The 15311-nt window shown below is 62.2% G+C and carries 17 protein-coding genes, 1 pseudogene and 1 riboswitch; of the genes and pseudogenes, 10 read left to right on the top strand and 8 right to left on the bottom strand.

Features of this window, described 5'->3' with window-relative positions; genetic code table 11:
• The first annotated feature begins 34 nt into the window (after positions 1-34).
• The 3 genes and pseudogenes from C4K40_RS18190 (at position 35) to C4K40_RS18180 (ending at position 3209) form a co-directional block, all read left to right on the top strand.
• On the top strand, positions 35-1060 hold the full coding sequence (locus C4K40_RS18190) for a sensor histidine kinase (protein ID WP_053130807.1): 1026 nt from the start codon (positions 35-37) through the stop codon (positions 1058-1060).
• A 522-nt stretch (positions 1061-1582) separates the two neighbouring features.
• Positions 1583-2719: pseudogene (locus C4K40_RS18185) on the top strand (ribonucleotide-diphosphate reductase subunit beta); the annotation flags it as partial.
• A 52-nt stretch (positions 2720-2771) separates the two neighbouring features.
• Complete coding sequence (locus tag C4K40_RS18180; protein WP_053130801.1) at positions 2772-3209, top strand: DUF1289 domain-containing protein; 438 nt, start codon at positions 2772-2774, stop codon at positions 3207-3209.
• A gap of 79 nt (positions 3210-3288) precedes the next feature.
• Here the strand turns inward: C4K40_RS18180 and catB are convergent, their stop codons facing one another.
• Both catB and C4K40_RS18170 read right to left on the bottom strand, forming a co-directional pair.
• A complete protein-coding gene (catB, locus tag C4K40_RS18175) occupies positions 3289-3924 on the bottom strand; it encodes a type B chloramphenicol O-acetyltransferase (RefSeq protein WP_053130798.1) in 636 nt (211 codons plus the stop codon).
• A gap of 232 nt (positions 3925-4156) precedes the next feature.
• Positions 4157-5413, bottom strand: a complete 1257-nt coding sequence (locus C4K40_RS18170; RefSeq protein ID WP_022639153.1) for an NADH:flavin oxidoreductase/NADH oxidase family protein — start codon at positions 5411-5413, stop codon at positions 4157-4159.
• 111 nt (positions 5414-5524) lie between these two features.
• On the opposite strand from C4K40_RS18170, the gene C4K40_RS18165 reads away from it, so the two are divergent.
• Positions 5525-5989, top strand: coding sequence for a MerR family transcriptional regulator (locus C4K40_RS18165; protein ID WP_053130796.1), 465 nt, complete (start codon positions 5525-5527; stop codon positions 5987-5989).
• A gap of 26 nt (positions 5990-6015) precedes the next feature.
• Here the strand turns inward: C4K40_RS18165 and C4K40_RS18160 are convergent, their stop codons facing one another.
• On the bottom strand, positions 6016-6216 hold the full coding sequence (locus C4K40_RS18160) for a hypothetical protein (protein ID WP_172681618.1): 201 nt from the start codon (positions 6214-6216) through the stop codon (positions 6016-6018).
• Between the two features lie 222 nt (positions 6217-6438).
• On the opposite strand from C4K40_RS18160, the gene C4K40_RS18155 reads away from it, so the two are divergent.
• Positions 6439-6960, top strand: coding sequence for a hypothetical protein (locus C4K40_RS18155; protein WP_053130794.1), 522 nt, complete (start codon positions 6439-6441; stop codon positions 6958-6960).
• 51 nt (positions 6961-7011) lie between these two features.
• Here C4K40_RS18155 and fabF read toward each other — a convergent pair whose 3' ends face one another.
• Complete coding sequence (gene fabF / locus C4K40_RS18150) at positions 7012-8280, bottom strand: beta-ketoacyl-ACP synthase II (protein WP_053130791.1); 1269 nt, start codon at positions 8278-8280, stop codon at positions 7012-7014.
• 118 nt (positions 8281-8398) lie between these two features.
• On the opposite strand from fabF, the gene C4K40_RS18145 reads away from it, so the two are divergent.
• Entirely contained in the window at positions 8399-8884 is a 486-nt protein-coding gene (locus tag C4K40_RS18145; protein ID WP_022639149.1) for a helix-turn-helix domain-containing protein, read from the top strand.
• A gap of 130 nt (positions 8885-9014) precedes the next feature.
• Here the strand turns inward: C4K40_RS18145 and C4K40_RS18140 are convergent, their stop codons facing one another.
• Positions 9015-9755 carry an HAD family hydrolase gene (locus C4K40_RS18140; RefSeq protein ID WP_083456878.1) on the bottom strand — a complete coding sequence of 247 codons (741 nt, stop codon included), beginning with the start codon at positions 9753-9755 and terminating at the stop codon, positions 9015-9017.
• Positions 9756-10557: 802 nt separating this feature from the next.
• Here C4K40_RS18140 and C4K40_RS18135 point away from each other — a divergent pair.
• Positions 10558-10827: a hypothetical protein gene (locus C4K40_RS18135; protein WP_022639146.1), complete on the top strand. Its 270-nt coding sequence runs from the start codon at positions 10558-10560 to the stop codon at positions 10825-10827.
• 49 nt (positions 10828-10876) lie between these two features.
• Here C4K40_RS18135 and C4K40_RS18130 read toward each other — a convergent pair whose 3' ends face one another.
• Positions 10877-11365 carry an ATP-binding protein gene (locus C4K40_RS18130; RefSeq protein WP_053130788.1) on the bottom strand — a complete coding sequence of 163 codons (489 nt, stop codon included), beginning with the start codon at positions 11363-11365 and terminating at the stop codon, positions 10877-10879.
• A 354-nt stretch (positions 11366-11719) separates the two neighbouring features.
• Here C4K40_RS18130 and C4K40_RS18125 point away from each other — a divergent pair, with 354 nt between their 5' ends.
• On the top strand, positions 11720-11983 hold the full coding sequence (locus C4K40_RS18125) for a DUF1652 domain-containing protein (RefSeq protein WP_022639143.1): 264 nt from the start codon (positions 11720-11722) through the stop codon (positions 11981-11983).
• A 180-nt stretch (positions 11984-12163) separates the two neighbouring features.
• Positions 12164-12224, top strand: a riboswitch (Fluoride riboswitch).
• A 139-nt stretch (positions 12225-12363) separates the two neighbouring features.
• Complete coding sequence (gene crcB, locus C4K40_RS18120) at positions 12364-12747, top strand: fluoride efflux transporter CrcB (protein ID WP_053130785.1); 384 nt, start codon at positions 12364-12366, stop codon at positions 12745-12747.
• A 497-nt stretch (positions 12748-13244) separates the two neighbouring features.
• Here the strand turns inward: crcB and C4K40_RS31955 are convergent, their stop codons facing one another.
• Positions 13245-13601 (bottom strand): hypothetical protein, encoded by a 357-nt coding sequence (locus tag C4K40_RS31955; RefSeq protein ID WP_256223895.1) that lies wholly within the window; start codon positions 13599-13601, stop codon positions 13245-13247.
• Positions 13602-13660: 59 nt separating this feature from the next.
• Between C4K40_RS31955 and C4K40_RS18115 the strand changes: the two genes are divergently transcribed.
• Positions 13661-14554: an MFS transporter gene (locus C4K40_RS18115; protein ID WP_256223894.1), complete on the top strand. Its 894-nt coding sequence runs from the start codon at positions 13661-13663 to the stop codon at positions 14552-14554.
• A gap of 166 nt (positions 14555-14720) precedes the next feature.
• On the opposite strand, the gene C4K40_RS18110 is transcribed toward C4K40_RS18115, so the two are convergent.
• Positions 14721-15140: a hypothetical protein gene (locus tag C4K40_RS18110; RefSeq protein ID WP_022639139.1), complete on the bottom strand. Its 420-nt coding sequence runs from the start codon at positions 15138-15140 to the stop codon at positions 14721-14723.
• Positions 15141-15311: the final 171 nt, after the last annotated feature.

Raw genomic sequence — 15311 nt, 5'->3', positions numbered from 1 at the left:
GGCTCGCTGTCTCGGCCTTTGGGTAGTTGAAATCATGGAAAAGGACGATAAGGACGCCGGCGATTCCGCCGGGCCTGCATCAGGTGGCCTGCCGCCTGTCTTCGATGCACAACGCGCGATGCTGGACGTAACTCCCGACTGTATCAAGGTCCTGACCCCGGACGGCCTGCTCCTGGCCATGAGCGGGGCCGGCTGCGTGGCCTTGGGAATTCCGGAAGCGCGGGTCAGGGGCACAGCCTGGATTCCCCTGCTGCCCCCTGGTATCCACGCGGCTGCCAGTGATGCCCTGGCCCTGGCCGCCACCGGCACCAGCGCCCGGTTCGCCGGCTACAGCGACGCGGCAGGGCGCACCGTGCACTGGGACAACCTGTTGACTCCGGTGGTCGATTCCGCAGGTCAGGTCCAGTCCATCGTCTGTGTTTCCCGGGATGTCACTGAGCAGGTGCTGATGCAACGCCAACTGGGCCAATTGCTGGCCAGGGAGCAGTTGCTGTCGGGGGAGATGGTGCACCGGATCAAGAACCTGTTCACCGTGGCATCCGCGGTGATGATGATGGCCGATCGCGAAGCTCGCGCCGGTGGCAACACCGACCAGCTGGCGACGATCGCCGCCGGCAAGTTCAAGGCCTTGTCGAGGGTCTACGACAGGGTATTGGCCGTGGACGACGGCGGCCAGGTGGAGCTTCATTCCTTCATGGGGTCGGTGCTCTTTCCCTTTGAGTCCCAGTGTCACGTCAGTGGGCCCAGGCACCTGGTGCCGGGCCAGTTGGCCAACTTGCTGGCGTTGTTCCTCCATGAACTGGTCACCAATTCCGTGAAGCACGGGGCGCTCAGCCTTCCTGAAGGCCAGGTGCGGATCAGCTGGAGCACGACCGATGCGAAGCTGGATATCGACTGGCAGGAAAGCGGTGGGCCACCCATTGCCGAGCCACCTGCGCGCTACGGCTATGGCAGCGAGATGATCGATCAACTGGCCAGCTCCGCTGGAGGCGCCGTTGATCGCACATGGCATTCCCAGGGCTTGCAGGTAGCGTTGAGGCTTACGCTGCGCCGCGAATAGGTTCGAGGCCCACCACGGGCCTTGCTCCTGCTTTGTCCCGATCCTTGCGCTGCAGCAGGGCTATGTCGACCTGGCATGGCCGCTGCCGGCTGCCTGCGTTTATCTGGTTGCGAAGGCTATTTTCCGACCCAGGCCGAGTGGGATGGGGATGATGGTGGGCACTATATTTTGTGTTTTTGTATTTTTAAAAACACAATATGTTGTGTTGACGTCCCGGTCTTCGTTCTATACCTTGTGCCTCGCTTTCGCCTTTGGCACTACATGTGGTGTTTTGTTTTTATTTTTATTCTATATGTAGTGTTTTTATGGGGCGAGGCGTTCTGGAGCCAACGGCTTTCACCAAGAAGAATATTGACCGCCCGAACGGGTTCGTCGCCCGTCGGTTCGGCCAAGGTAAGGATGAATGAAATGTTGAATTGGGATGAGCTCGATATACACGGCCACAAGGCCCCAGGAGCTGATGCAGCGGATAGATCAGAACCACGGGCAACCGCCGCCGAGGCCCTCGATGCGGCGGGAAATACCGCTGCCGGGAACGCCAGGATGATTGACTCCCGTGACTCGGCCGCGGTGGTCCGGGCGAAGAAAGCGCTCAATGCGCTGGACGTCACCCAAGGCCTGGAGGAACTGGAAGGCGCTGCCGGGCGCGTGGCCGTCGATGAAAAGCGCATGATCAATTGCCGCGCCGACCTGAATCAGCTGGTGCCGTTGAAGTACGACTGGGCCTGGCAGAAGTATCTGGACGGCTGCGCCAACCACTGGATGCCGCAGGAGGTCAACATGACCGCCGACATCATCCTGTGGAAGAGCGCCGAAGGCCTGAGCGAAGACGAGCGCCGCATCGTCATGCGCAGCCTGGGGTTCTTCGCCACCGCCGACTCCCTGGTCGCCAACAACCTGGCCCTGGCCGTGTACCGCCTGATCACCAACCCCGAGTGCCGCCAGTACATCCTGCGCCAGGCCTTCGAGGAAGCGATCCACACCCACGCCTACCAATACTGCATCGAGTCGCTGGGCATGGATGAGGGCGAGATCTTCAACATGTATCGCGAGGTGCCCACCGTGGCCAAGAAGGCCGCCTGGGGGCTCAGGTATACCCGCGCCATATCCGACCCGAATTTCAAGACCGGCACTCTATTCGCCGACAAGGAACTGCTGCGCAACCTGATCGCCTACTACTGCGTGCTGGAAGGCATCTTCTTCTACTGCGGCTTCACCCAGATCCTGTCCATGGGCCGGCGCAACAAGATGAATGGGGTGGCGGAGCAGTTCCAGTACATCCTGCGCGACGAATCCATGCACCTGAACTTCGGTATCGACGTGATCAACCAGATCAAGATAGAGAACCCTCACCTGTGGGACCACGCCCTGATGGAAGAGGCCACCCAGATGATCATCCAGGGCACTCAGCTGGAGATCGAATACGCTCGCGACACCATGCCGCGCGGGGTGCTGGGGATGAACGCGGTGATGATGGAGGACTACCTGAAGTTCATCGCCAACCGACGCCTGTCGCAGATCGGCCTGAAGGAGGAGTACCCGGGCACCGTCAATCCGTTCCCGTGGATGAGCGAGATCATGGACCTGAAGAAAGAGAAGAACTTCTTCGAGACCCGAGTGATCGAGTACCAGACCGGCGGAGCCTTGTCCTGGGATTGACCGGGCTTGCAGACAACGGCCGGGCCATGGGCCCGGCCTTCGGGAGTTGTTCATGTTGTTCGAAAAGATCAAGACCCCCTGCATAGGGCTCTGCTCGACCGTCTATGGCGATGTGGTCTGCCGTGGATGCAAGCGCTTCGAATATGAAGTGATCCAGTGGAATACCTACGACGAGCCACAGAAGCAGGCGATCCTGCGGCGCTTCGACAAGCTCTTGAACCAGGTGATGCACGACAAGTGCGAGATCTTCGATCCCGAGCGGCTGGCCTTCGAAGTACGTTCCAGGAAGATGAACTGCTCCGCGGAGGATTCGATCCCCTATTGTGCTTACCAGATCATCCGGCGCGGTGCGGCGGTGATCAGCAATATCGAGGCGTTCGGCATCCGCGTCCTGCCGGCCTACCAGGGCTTGTCGCTGGTGGAGTTGCGGGATGTGATCGACAGCGAGTTCTTTGCCTTGTCCCTGGCCAGCTACCAGGCCGGTGGCTGATTCGCCCGGCACCGCTTGCGGGCAAGGTGCCCGTGGGCCGGCAGGTCGCTCGCCTGCGGGCCGGGGCTCGATGGGCTAACTAGGCAGACTGGCTGGCGGCCTGCCAATGTTGGTACAGGGCCTCGACATTGCCGCTGGTCATCAGTGGCATCACGGCTTGCAACTGGTCGATGGGCCAATCCCACCATTTCATTTCCAGGAGCATCTGCACGGTTCGTTCGTCGAAGCGCTTGCGGATGGTCTTGGCCGGGTTGCCGCCGATGATGGCGTAGGGTTCCACATCCCGGGTCACCAGGGCGCGAGTGCCGATCACCGCGCCGTCGCCGACCTTGATACCCGGCATGATGACTGCCTCGGAACCTATCCAGACATCGTTGCCGATGACCGTATCGCCGGCTCCCTCATAGCCGTTCTGCGCTCCGGCGAAGGCCGGCTCTTCCGACATCCAGTAGAAGGGGAAGGTGCTGATCCATTCGTTTCGGTGGCCCTGGTTGCCGGCCATGATGAATGCAGCGCCCGAGCCGATCGAGCAGAAGCTGCCGACGATCAGCTGGTCGACGCCCTCGTCGGGGGGCAGGTAGCGTGCGCATTCGTCGAAACTGTGGCCGTGGTAGTAACCGGAGTAATAACTGTAGCGGCCTACCTTGATGTTGGGGTTGGTGACCTGGCGGTCAAGGGTGATGCCCTTGAAGGGGCTCTCGAAGTAATTGCTCAAAACGCTCTCCATGTGGCTGACCGCTGCTGTCTTGCAAGCACGCGGTACTTCGGCGAGAAGGCGCAGGGCCTCTCGGGATGCAGGTCTTGCGGAGGCATCATGCCAGATCCGTCAGGGCTGCGCCGCAGAGCGTGTTGGTGCAAGATTTTGACTTGTGGCCGGCCCCAGGTGGCTCGGTAGATGTCGCCGGAAGGGGGCCACCCGGAAATGGCTCCGGGTGGCGGCAAGGGGTTCAGGCCGTTGCGGCGGCTGCCTGGTCGTTACGGCCTTGCATCATGCGCCGGTACTGGCGGGTGCGGCGCAGAGTGCTCCACTGTTCCGCCAGCAATGCCCGTAGTGGCGAGGCGCCGGGCCTGGTGGAATGGCCATCGGCCAACTGGCGCATCTGCAGTTTCACCAGCGCCATGTAGGCGAGGGCGGCCAAGGCCTTGCGCTTCCAGCGGATCGGCGGCAGTTCGGCGCTGGCCTTGCTGTCGCCGTTTTTCCAGCGCCGGGGCAGGGCAGGGTCCACGGCCAGGGCGGTGGCGATGCCGGCCATGGCCACTCCGCTGTCCAGTACTTGCTCCACCACGGGCAGGCGGCGGATGCCACCGGTGACCATCACCGGCATCCGGGCCACGACGGCGATCTGTTGGGCGAACTCGAGAAAGTAGGCTTCCCGGGCCAGGGTCCGGCCGTCGCGGGCATCACCTTGCATGGCTGGCGCCTCGTAGCTGCCGCCGGACAACTCCACCAGGTCCACCGGCAGTTCGTTGAGCCAGAGTACGACCTGGCGCGCGTCGGCAGGCTCGAAGCCGCCGCGCTGGAAGTCCGCGGAGTTGAGCTTGACCGCCACGCAAAAACGCGGCGAGACGCTGGCCCGTACGGCCTTCACCACCTCCAGCAGCAGCCGCGCGCGATTTTCCAGGCTGCCGCCCCAGCGGTCCTGGCGCTGGTTGCTCAGGGGAGAAAGGAACTGACTCAGCAGATAGCCGTGGGCGGCGTGGATCTGCACACCACTGAAACCGGCGTCCTCGGCCAGGGCCGCGGTGCGGGCAAAACGCTGGATCAGGGTCGCGATCTGGGCTTCATCCAGGGCCTTGGGTACGGGAAACATCTTCGACAGGCCGCCCATGTCCAGGGCGACTGCCGAGGGTGCCACCGTGGCCTGACCGAGGCTGGCCTGCATCTGGCGACCGGGATGGTTGATCTGCATCCAGAATTGCGCGCCGTGGGCCCGGCCGATTCGCGCCCACTCGCGAAAGCGCTGCAGTTGCTGGCTGTCGTCGAGCATCACGCCGCCGGGCCCGGTCATGGCCCGGGGATCGACCATCACGTTGCCGGTCAGCAACAGGCCGGCGCCGCCTTCGGCCCAGGCCTTGTACAGACGTAGCAACTGCTCGGAAGGGGTCTGGTCGAGATTGGCCAGGTTTTCCTCCATCGCCGCCTTGGCGATGCGGTTGGGCAGCAGGGTTCCGTTGGGTAAACGCAGGGATTGGAAAGCAGTCATGGGGTTCTCCAGGTACAGCCCGTGCGTCGGTTTGTATGCAGGAGGGGGCTGTGTTGCAAAGAAGGCTAAGGTTAAAGTTATCCTTAAGGTCAATAGGAGGTTTGCAACCCGATGAAAATTGGTGAACTAGCCCGACGTACGGGATTGAGTGCATCGCGCTTGCGATTCTACGAGGCCAGCGGCCTGATCGAGGCCCAGCGCCTGGGCAATGGCTACCGCGACTACCCGGAAGATGTGGTGCAGCGCCTGGAGATCATTACCTGCGGTCAGCAGGCGGGCTTCAGCCTGGAGGAAATGCGCACCCTGACCCTGGAGTCCACCCGGAGCGATGGGCGCTTCCAGCATGACCGACTGTTGGTCAGCCTGCGCAGCAAGGTGGCGGAGATCGAAGCCCTGCAGCAGCGCCTGACGCAGAATCGCCAGCATCTGCTGACCCTGATCGCCGGTATCGAAGGCAAGCCCGAAGGCCTGGGCTGCGAGGAGAATGCCCAGCGCCTGCTGGCCCAGTGGCGGGAAAACGAAGGGCAGGCGCCGGCTGCGGCCAGTGGCCGGCGGCGTCAGAAGCAGGGACGTTGAGCCGCCATTGGCGGCTCAAGCCCGGATCAGCGAAGGCTCTCGGCCGGTGAGCCCATGGGCAGGGCCGGGAGGCTCATGTTGCGCATGGCCACCTCGAGCTTGTCCTGATAGAGACTGAGGATCGAGTAGTCCAGCTTCTGGGTGATATTGGCGTTGCCCGCACAGTTGGCCAGTAGTTCTTCCAGCGCGCCGGCAACCAGGTCCGCAGTGACCTGCAGGACGGTCAAGCCATAGCTCTTATCGACAATGACCAGATTCGTTAAATCGTACATACAACACCCGTGGTCACTGTTCTTGTGGTAATGGCTATGAGCCATCAATAGCATACCGAAGCGGCCCATGGCCTGTCACCGGGGGCTGACAAGAACCTGAAGAACGGGAGGATTTTCGCTGCGCTTGGCGCCAGCATGGGTAGTATTGCCCCGCGCAAACCACCAGGGTTTATTTCCATGCTGATTCTTACCAGGGGCAACCACCAGGGGTTGCAGGTCGGGCCGCGCTGGCCCTCGTCGACAGTGCAGCTGGAGGGGCAGGTCTTCCAGCAGTTGCGCAAGGTCCAGTCGAGCCTGCCGGATACCGTGCGCTTGCTGGTGACCCGAGGGTATGAGCACAAAGGCAGCCGGCTGGGAGGGTTCCGTAGGCTGTCGCGCTGGTTGGGCATCCGCTTGTTCGTGTGCTGCTACCCGGGGCGTCGGGACGAGGTGCAGGACATCTTCGGTAGCAATGGCCACGATGTGGACGGCACCCATGTCGATGTATCGATCGTTCTCGCTGGCAAGCGCCTGCGTTTCCTGCCCTTGGGGGTGTTCACCTCGCCAGTTCGCCAGGAATTGCGCAAGGCCCGCCATGGCACGCTGGTGGACGAGGTCAAGAGCGCGCTGGTGCGCCATGGGTTCCAGATCCACCGCAATCACACGGAAAGCCTGCAGATCCACTGCGACTACCGGCCCGACTTGCTGGCCGGGTGCTGATCCGACGTCGCAAGGCGGGCAAGTAGCGCTGGCGTGATATCGCGCTGGGGATCACTCCCAGCGCTTGAACAGCACGCTGGCATTCACCCCGCCAAAGCCGAAGCCGTTGGACAACGCGTACTGCATTGGCATCTTGCGCGCCTGGCCGTGCACCAGGTCCATGCCCTCAGCGGCGCTGTCGGGGTTCTCCAGGTTGAGCGTCGCCGGGGCGACCTGGTCGCGCAGGGCGAGGATGGTGAAGATCGCCTCGATCCCGCCGGCCGCGCCCAGCAGATGGCCGGTGGCGGACTTGGTCGCACTGATGGCCGGGCCGTCGCCGGTGCCGAACAACTGCCTGATGGCCGCCAGCTCACCCTTGTCGCCCACCGGTGTGGAGGTGGCGTGGGCGTTGAGGTGCTGGACCTCCTTCGGCGACACGCCCGCCTGGCGCAGGGCTTGTTCCATGGCGCGTCGGGCGCCGTCGCCATCCTCCGGGCCGGCAGTCATGTGGTAGGCGTCGGCGCTGGTGCCATACCCCACCAGCTCGGCGATGGGCCGGGCGCCCCGGGCCAGGGCGTGCTCCAGCTCTTCGATGACCAGCAAGCCGGCGCCTTCGCCCATGACGAAACCGTCACGGCCCTGGTCGAAGGGGCGCGAGGCGCGTTCCGGAGTGTCGTTGTAGTCGCTGGACAGTGCCCGGGCCGCAGCGAAGCCGCCCAGGCTGACCTGGTGGATCGTGGCTTCCGCGCCGCCACAGATGGCGATGTCGATCTCGCCCGCGCGGATCATCCGTGCCGCATCGCCGATGGCCTGGACCCCGGCGGCGCACGCGGTGACCGGCGTGCCCAGGGGGCCCTTGAGGCCATGGCGGATCGAGACGTGGCCGGCCGCCAGGTTGCACAGGAACGAAGGAATGGTGAAGGGCGACAGGCGCCGCGGGCCCTTGCTGTCAGTGGTGCGCACGGCATCGGCGATGGCCGGGAAGCCGCCGACCCCCGAGGCGATGATGGTGGCCGTGCGCTCCTGGGCCGCAGCGTTGTCCGGTCGCCAGTTGGCCTGGGCCAGGGCTTCTTCCGCCGCCGCCAGGGCGAACAGGATGAAGCGGTCCATCTTGCGCTGTTCCTTGGGCGGTAGCAGTGAATCCGGATCGAAACCAGCCTGCGGATCCTGTGTCAGGTCGGGAACCTGGCCGCCCACGGTCGTGGACAGTCCGCCGATGAACTCCTCGGGCAACTGGCGGATGCCCGATTGTCCCGCCAGCAGGCGTTGCCATACCTGCTCGACCCCGCAGCCCAGCGGAGTGATTGCGCCCATACCTGTGACTACGATGCGTTTGCTCATGCAGGTCCTGCTCCTTCAGTGTGTTTGGGTTGGGGGGTAACGAAGCGTGGACGATACTATCGTCATGAAAGTAACATCCGGCTCGACAATATTTCGAGCCATAGCGCAGGAGCAAGTGATGCAACGAAAAAGCCTGGAGGACGCCGAATGTCCTATCGCCCGTGGCCTGGAACGGGTCGGGGAATGGTGGAGCATCCTGATCATGCGCGACGCCTTGCACGGCCTGCGGCGTTTCGATGAGTTCTCCCGCAGCCTGGATATCGCCCCGAACATGCTGACCCGGCGTCTCAACTCCCTGGTGGAGGCGGGTTTGCTGGAACGCCAGGCCTACAGTCAGCGCCCGCTGCGTTATCAATATGTGCCGACGGCCAAGGGCGAGGACTTTCGTGTGGTGCTGATGGCGTTCGTCGCCTGGGGCAATCGCCACTTCGCCCCCGAGGGCGAAAGTGTGCAGATCGTCGAGCGGGCAACCGGCCGGCCGGTACGGCCCGCGATGATGGATGTGCAGGGGCACCAGTTGGTGCCCCTGCAGGACTGCACGGTGCAGGTCGGGCCGGCCGCCAGCGCCAGCATGCGCGAGCGCTTCTGCGCCCGGACCGACTGAGAGCGCTCGGCTTGCCGGTCACCTAGCCGCCGCGACTGGCTTGTAGTGGCAATAGCGGGATTCACCCGGTTTGTTCCGCTCGAGTGACGGCCAGTCGCCGGTGTCTGGCGCCTGGCCCTTGGCGCAAGGTTCAGCGTGGCGCTTGGCCGCGACGCCAGGCGGGATGGAAGTGACGCCAGTGGGCGTCCTGGGCGGCGGCCAGTAGCTCATGATCGCCTCGAGTGTCGCCCCAGGCGCGTAGCCGGTATTGGTCTAGCGGGCCATAGACGTTCTCCAGGCGCAGCACCTTGTTTTCGCAACGGCAGTTGTTACCGACGATATGGCCGGTGAGCACGCCATCGACGACCTCCAGTTCGGTGCCGATCAGGGCGATGCCCAGGCGCCTGGCGAAGGGTTGCAGGACCAGGGCCGGGGAGGCCGAGCACAGGGTCACCCGGGCTCCGGAATCGATCTCTTCGGCTACTGCCTGCAGCCCCGCCGGACGCATCAGCCGGGACCAGGAGCGCTGGCAGAACGCCTCGGCCTGCTGTTGGACCCACGCGGCCTCGACTCCCTTGAGAAAGCAACTGATCAGGCGGGCCTTGAGCTGGTCACGATCGACCCTGCGCGCCAGGAAGCCGAGGCTTGGCAGGGCCAGCTTGAGCACCCGCTGATGGAATCTGCGGGGGCCGAAGGCGAAGCGCAAGAAGGGCACGAAGCTGTCATGGCGGGTCAGGGTGCCATCGAAATCGAAGACCGAGAGTACCTGGCTGGCCCGAGGGTCGAGCACCAGGGTTTCCGGGGTTAGCGGTGGCCCGGGCTGCTCGGTCTCCGGGGAATGGCCAGCAGGGCTGGCGGCGAGCGTTGGGACGGGGTCGGCTGGGGATGACATGCTGGCTCTCGATCGGTGCGGACGTTGGCGGGGGACCGGTGCGGTGGTCATTCGCGCAGTCTACGCGTTCTGCATCGTCGGGTTCACTGTCGCCTGCCCGGCAGGGCGTTGTCGGCGCGGGAGCGGTTCGGGTGCCGGACGACTTCTGGCGGGAGCGTGGGTGGAGGCGTAACAGGAAGAGCAGTGGGGTCGATTGACGGGGTTTCCAGGGACTACCCCCAGCAGCACCAGGCGAAGGTGGTCAGGCAAAGCAGCAGGGGCAGGGTGTCGAGAAAATCGTTCATGCCAACACAGTCCATTCAGGTGGGTGCCGGCAATGTAAGGGGGCTCCAGGGGCCTGTCTGTTGCGATTGTGTGAATTTTCAGCGCATTTTCGTTTAACCGGAAGCGGGGGCTGAAGCCCCTGTGTAGTACTGCTCAAAGGGCGGGTGGCCAGGGTGGAGAGTTAAGTTGTTGAAAACTAATGACTTAAAAAAATTGTGGATATTTAAATGGTTAAGTGCTTTTATTTACGTTTTTTTCAAAAAATAACTTGTTACAGAATGTACCAACCCGTTACTATAGCTCCGCGTTCACCTACCACGGTTTATGCATTTTTAGTCCCAAGTGTCCATCAGCTGCTTGGGCTTTTTTTTGCCTGCGATTTGCCCAGGCCAGTGCTGCCAGGGACTGGCCGCATGCGCCTCCTGGTCCGGTGTCCCCTGTTCTTTTGACGATTTGCCTCGCCATTTTCGTGCCGGTTCCCGGAGCTGATACAGTACGCAGCCTGAGTAGGAGGACGTATGCGTGCGGTGGGACGCGGATGATCCGGGACGAGGATGAAAGGGCCGACAGCGACGGGTTCAGGGCGCTGGCGTTGTCCCTGATGGGCATTGCCGTGATCCTTGGGGCGTGCATCGTCCGCTTCAACATCGAGGTCGACAGGGAGCGTGCCCGGGCCCAGGAAGAAATCCTGTACTGCCGTCGGCAGAACCTGCCTTCGACCAAGCCTGTGGTCGACGCCGCCTCACCTGCGGATGAATGCCGCGGCCTGGAAGACCACTATGCCAGGCGGTTCGGCCACTCCTATTGAGCCTGCAGCGCAGCGACCGCCTTAGCCGCTGCGCACACCGCCTGCCGCTTCAGGCCTCGACGATATTCAGCCCCTCCGCCGCCTGGGGCGCGACGAAGTAACTGCAGATCAGCTCGAACTGTTCGTCGCTGGTGGCGAACGGGTGCTCGCCTTGGTTGTTGCGCTCACGCAGCCTGCTGCGACAGACATCCTCGGCGACATTCAGTACATGCAGGCGATGTGGAACCTGTGCCTGGTCCGCCAGGCCGCGCAACCAGGCGCGCTGGGCCAGTGTATTGGCGGGGAAGTCCAGCACCACGCTGGTGCCGGCCTGCAACATGGCGACGACCAGCGGCCCCAGGGCCTCGCCCAGGCGTCGGGCATGGAGTTGATAGTCCGCGACACAATGGATCATCTGCGGATACAACCGGGCCAGCCACAGGTCCTCGCAGATCAGCACGCAGCCAGGGGCCTGGGCCAGTTGCCGGGCGAGTGTCGATTTACCTGAGGCGATCTTGCCGCATAGCAGGTGCAAGACCGGGTTGGATGGAGGGTTCATGCTTCGTCTCCTTGCTTGAGGCCTCGCAAGAGCGGTCATGAATCCCGCCTCCGAGGCGGGTTGATTGCGGTTTGGACAGCCGCTGGCCCACCCTCTAGAGGATGGTAATAATCGCTGGGCGGCAGGGCTGAAGAAGTCGGTCCATGGAGCGAACATACACAGTTGGCGAAACCATGCCCAGGAAAACCTCCTGGGCTGTCAGCAGCAAAGTAGTGGCGGCTAGTTCGTGGTCGGCCATTTTCAGGAACTGCGATGCAGTTAACACTGGGGTGTGTTTTTTCCGATACACAAGGCGCATGCTCGCCTATGCTGAATCGGAAAAATTCCCATAAACACTACGTAGGCTAGGATGCCATGCTCTCGACCCATGAGCTGTGCCACATATTGGAATCCGGCTTCCTGCCGCTTTCCTGCGCCTGCAATGTCAATCCTGGTGGATCGCTGACCATCAAGATCTACGATGCGGCATCTGGCCGGGTGGACTTGCTGCTCCCGGGCGTTTCCACCGCGCAGCTCACCAGCGTGCGGGATATTTCCAACCTGATCGGCGAATTGCGCACCGAGCTGCGAGCAGGGCGGCGAGCTTTCGCCGGCGGCTTCGGCAGCCCTGTCGGCTGACTTGCCTGCCCGATCATTGTTGACAGTTGAACATCCCATGGCGAGGGCATAGCGTTTAGCCGTTCGCCCAGTATCTGTGGCTCTTTACCGGTTCATGGATGGCGAGGTCATCTGTACTGGGCGAACTCCCTTTGGGAGTTGCACGCGATCCTTGAAGCTGCGATTTCTCCTGCGCTAGGATTTGCCCCCGGAGATGGCATTCCTCCTTGAACCGCTTCGTGCTGATGATGCCTACGTGAACCCTGGACAGGGTGCGTAGGTGTGCCTGCCCCTGTCCTCAACCAGGACAGGACCATGATACCGACTGCTCTAGCACTCCCTTCTTGCATCACCTCTCGCTTTCCCCATCGGCCATGCCGTTCGATGGAGGTCTGCCCAGCATGCTGAAATCACTTCTGGTCATTGCCATGGGCGCGTCGACCGGTGCCTGGTTACGCTGGTTCCTGGGCCTCAAGCTCAATCTGTTGTTTCCGGCCATCCCCCCGGGGACCGTGGTGGCGAACATGGTCGGTGGCTACATCATCGGCCTGGCCCTGGCTTTCCTCGCGGCATCCCCTTCCTTGAGCCCTGAATGGCGGTTATTGATCATCACGGGCTTCTGTGGAGGGCTGACCACGTTCTCGACTTTTTCCGCTGAGACTGTATCCCTGCTCCAGGAGGGCAAGTTGCTGTGGGCCTTGGGTTCGGTGGCTCTGCACGTGGTGGGCTCGTTGCTGATGACGGCGGCGGGCCTGGCATCCTTCCAGTTGCTCGGTACCCGATGAGGAATGCGGAAAAAGTGCCATTGCTTGGGCGATGAAAAGATATCTTCGAAGAGCTGGATCGTATAACTAAATGATCATGTCTCTGGATGTTTTCAGAGACATTGATTTTATTGAGATTTGACCATTTGTTTTAATGGACTGGTCTGTTTTTTCGGAACACAAGTACCAGCTTTCAATGGGGTTTCCAGGCGTCGATAAGGGTTTTGTTTGGTGGTGAGCTCATAGGTTTCGCAGTCGGATATTTTGCCGGTTGTATCAATGCTTTGAAAAAGCAATCCGAAACTCAGGTCAACTTTCAATTCGAAAAAGTCAATTGGGGTGCTTTGTAAATCATTTTCAACTCCGTCAATTCCGTTGTCTGAAGTGTCACTGACAAGGAATGGTGTGGAATGGGGCGAACAGTTCGCCGAGCACCTCAATCACATGTACGGCTTCGCCCTGTGAGATGTCCGCAAACAGGAACAGCTGGCTTGCCGAGTATGATGTTTCCGTGGATATCAAGCGTAGGAAATACGAACCCACCCGCGCCGCGCCGGTAGCGCGGGTGGGGTTCGATGATTCGGTAGCAGACAGGGATGGGTATTACCGATGGTCGACACGGCTTTGCGAATATGGTGTGCAGTCAGCGTGCTGTGCGTGGCTTCGTTCACGATGGTCACCTCCGAGTTCGCCCCCATCGGCATGTTGTCGCAGATTTCTGCCGATCTTGACCAGGTACCGTCCACCGTCGGCCTGACCGTGACCCTGTACGCGTGGATCGGTGCCGCCAGCGGTTTGTCGTCCAATTGGCTGAACCGCCGGATCGCCCGCAAGGCGCTGCTGATCGTGTTGATGCTGGTGCTGGCGGTGTCCAACGCACTGGCGGCGTTATCCCCTGAGTTCTCGATGCTGCTCGGGGGCCCTGGCCCACGGGGTGTTCTGGGCAACCGTGGCGGCCACCGCCGCACGCATGGCGCCGGCACAGCGCATGGGCCTGGCCACCTCGATCGTGCTGGGCGGGATCACCATCGCCACCGTCATGGGCGTGCCGTTGATCAATCTGGTGGGGCAGTACGATGGCTGGCGTACGGCGTTCGCCTGCCTGGCCCTGATGTGTATCGCCAGCGCCGCGGCAATGGCCCTGGTGCTGCCGAGCATGCGTATTCCCTCGCTGGTCGAGGGCGGCGGTTTCGCCGTGGTCCTGCGCCGCAAGGACTTGCTGATCACCTACGTCATCACCGGGCTGACGGCGGCCGCCCACTTTGGCGCCTATACCTTCGTCGAGCCGTTCATTGGCCAGGTACCGGGCATCACCTCCTACATGATCGCGGTGCTGCTGTTCGCCTTTGGAGCCGCTGGTTTCCTGGGCAATCTGTTGAGCGCGCTGTTCATCGATCGCTACCTGAAGGCATTCATCCTGGTGGCGTTGCTCGGCATGGCCCTGGCCCTGGTGATCCTGGGGGGCTATGGGCCGCGACTGGGCGTCGCCCTGATGGTCGGCCTGCTGGTGCTCTGGGGTGTGTCGATCTCGGCGTTGTTCACCGGCTTGCAGACCTGGGTCCTGAGGATCGCCGGCGAACACACGGTGCCGGCAACCGCGATCCATACCGCAGTGCTCAACAGCGCGATCGGGGTGGGCGTGATCATTGGCGGGCAGGCCCTGGATGTGGCCGGGTTCAAGGGCGCGATGCTCTCGGCCAGCCTGGTGATCGTCCCGGCGATCGTGCTGATGATCATCTCGGGCTTGCGCTCGCGTAGCGAACCGCGTACTTCGGCGGTGCCCGGGATGGCCTGTGAAGGACGGGGTGGCAGCGCGCCGGAGCAATGAGGGTGGTGGAAAAACAGAGGACTGCGCAACAGAAAATACCGAGGCATGCCGGGTTTATCTCGTTACCCGCCGGGCCTTTCGCTGATGGCCGCCTTTGCCAGCCAGAGGGTACTAGTTGGCCCGTATTGGGGTGTCGGGAATAGGCCGACTGATCAACAAGGCAGCATCATCGTGGTTGTTGCGTGCCACCCTTGCCTGATTCCGGCGCACCAGGGCACATGTCTGCCCAGTGCGTAACGGTCATGTCGTGGAGTCGCTCGCCAATGGTGTCGACACGAAGGCAGGCACCTTTCCTTGAGTAGAACAGGATGCAACGCGAGCTATCAAAAGAGCAGGTGTCGACCTCGAACAAATGGTGCATAGCCAGCTCCCGTTCCACCCCGCTGTATTCATAGTCATCAGTGGCGTGCATCCGTGTCGGCTTCCAATCATGTTCGAGCAGCTTGGCTCTGGCCGTGAGCAAAGACTCTCCGGCAATGATACCGGCTGGCCCGCGCAGGGCGTTTGTCGCCGGCGTGCCATCGGCGAACGCTGAGCAGATGCCGATGTAAAAAAGTACGACGAGCGTTAGGGGCGCAGCCTTCATTTAACAGTTCCATCAGTCGATATTCAGCAGCAAGAGCGTCAGGACAGAACTACCGGTTCCGGTTTGACGGATTTCCTGAAGCGCAAGGTACGCACATACCTGGCCAGCATCCACAGCCCGGCGGAAATAACAGCGGCAATGAAAAAGCGTCAAATTCCGGGAAACCGCGGA

This window comes from Pseudomonas sp. CMR5c (assembly GCF_003850545.1).
In the GTDB taxonomy this organism is placed as follows: Bacteria; Pseudomonadota; Gammaproteobacteria; order Pseudomonadales; family Pseudomonadaceae; genus Aquipseudomonas; species Aquipseudomonas piscis.
Note: the sequence above shows the minus strand (reverse complement) of the source record. Positions and strands in the feature narration are given on the sequence as shown.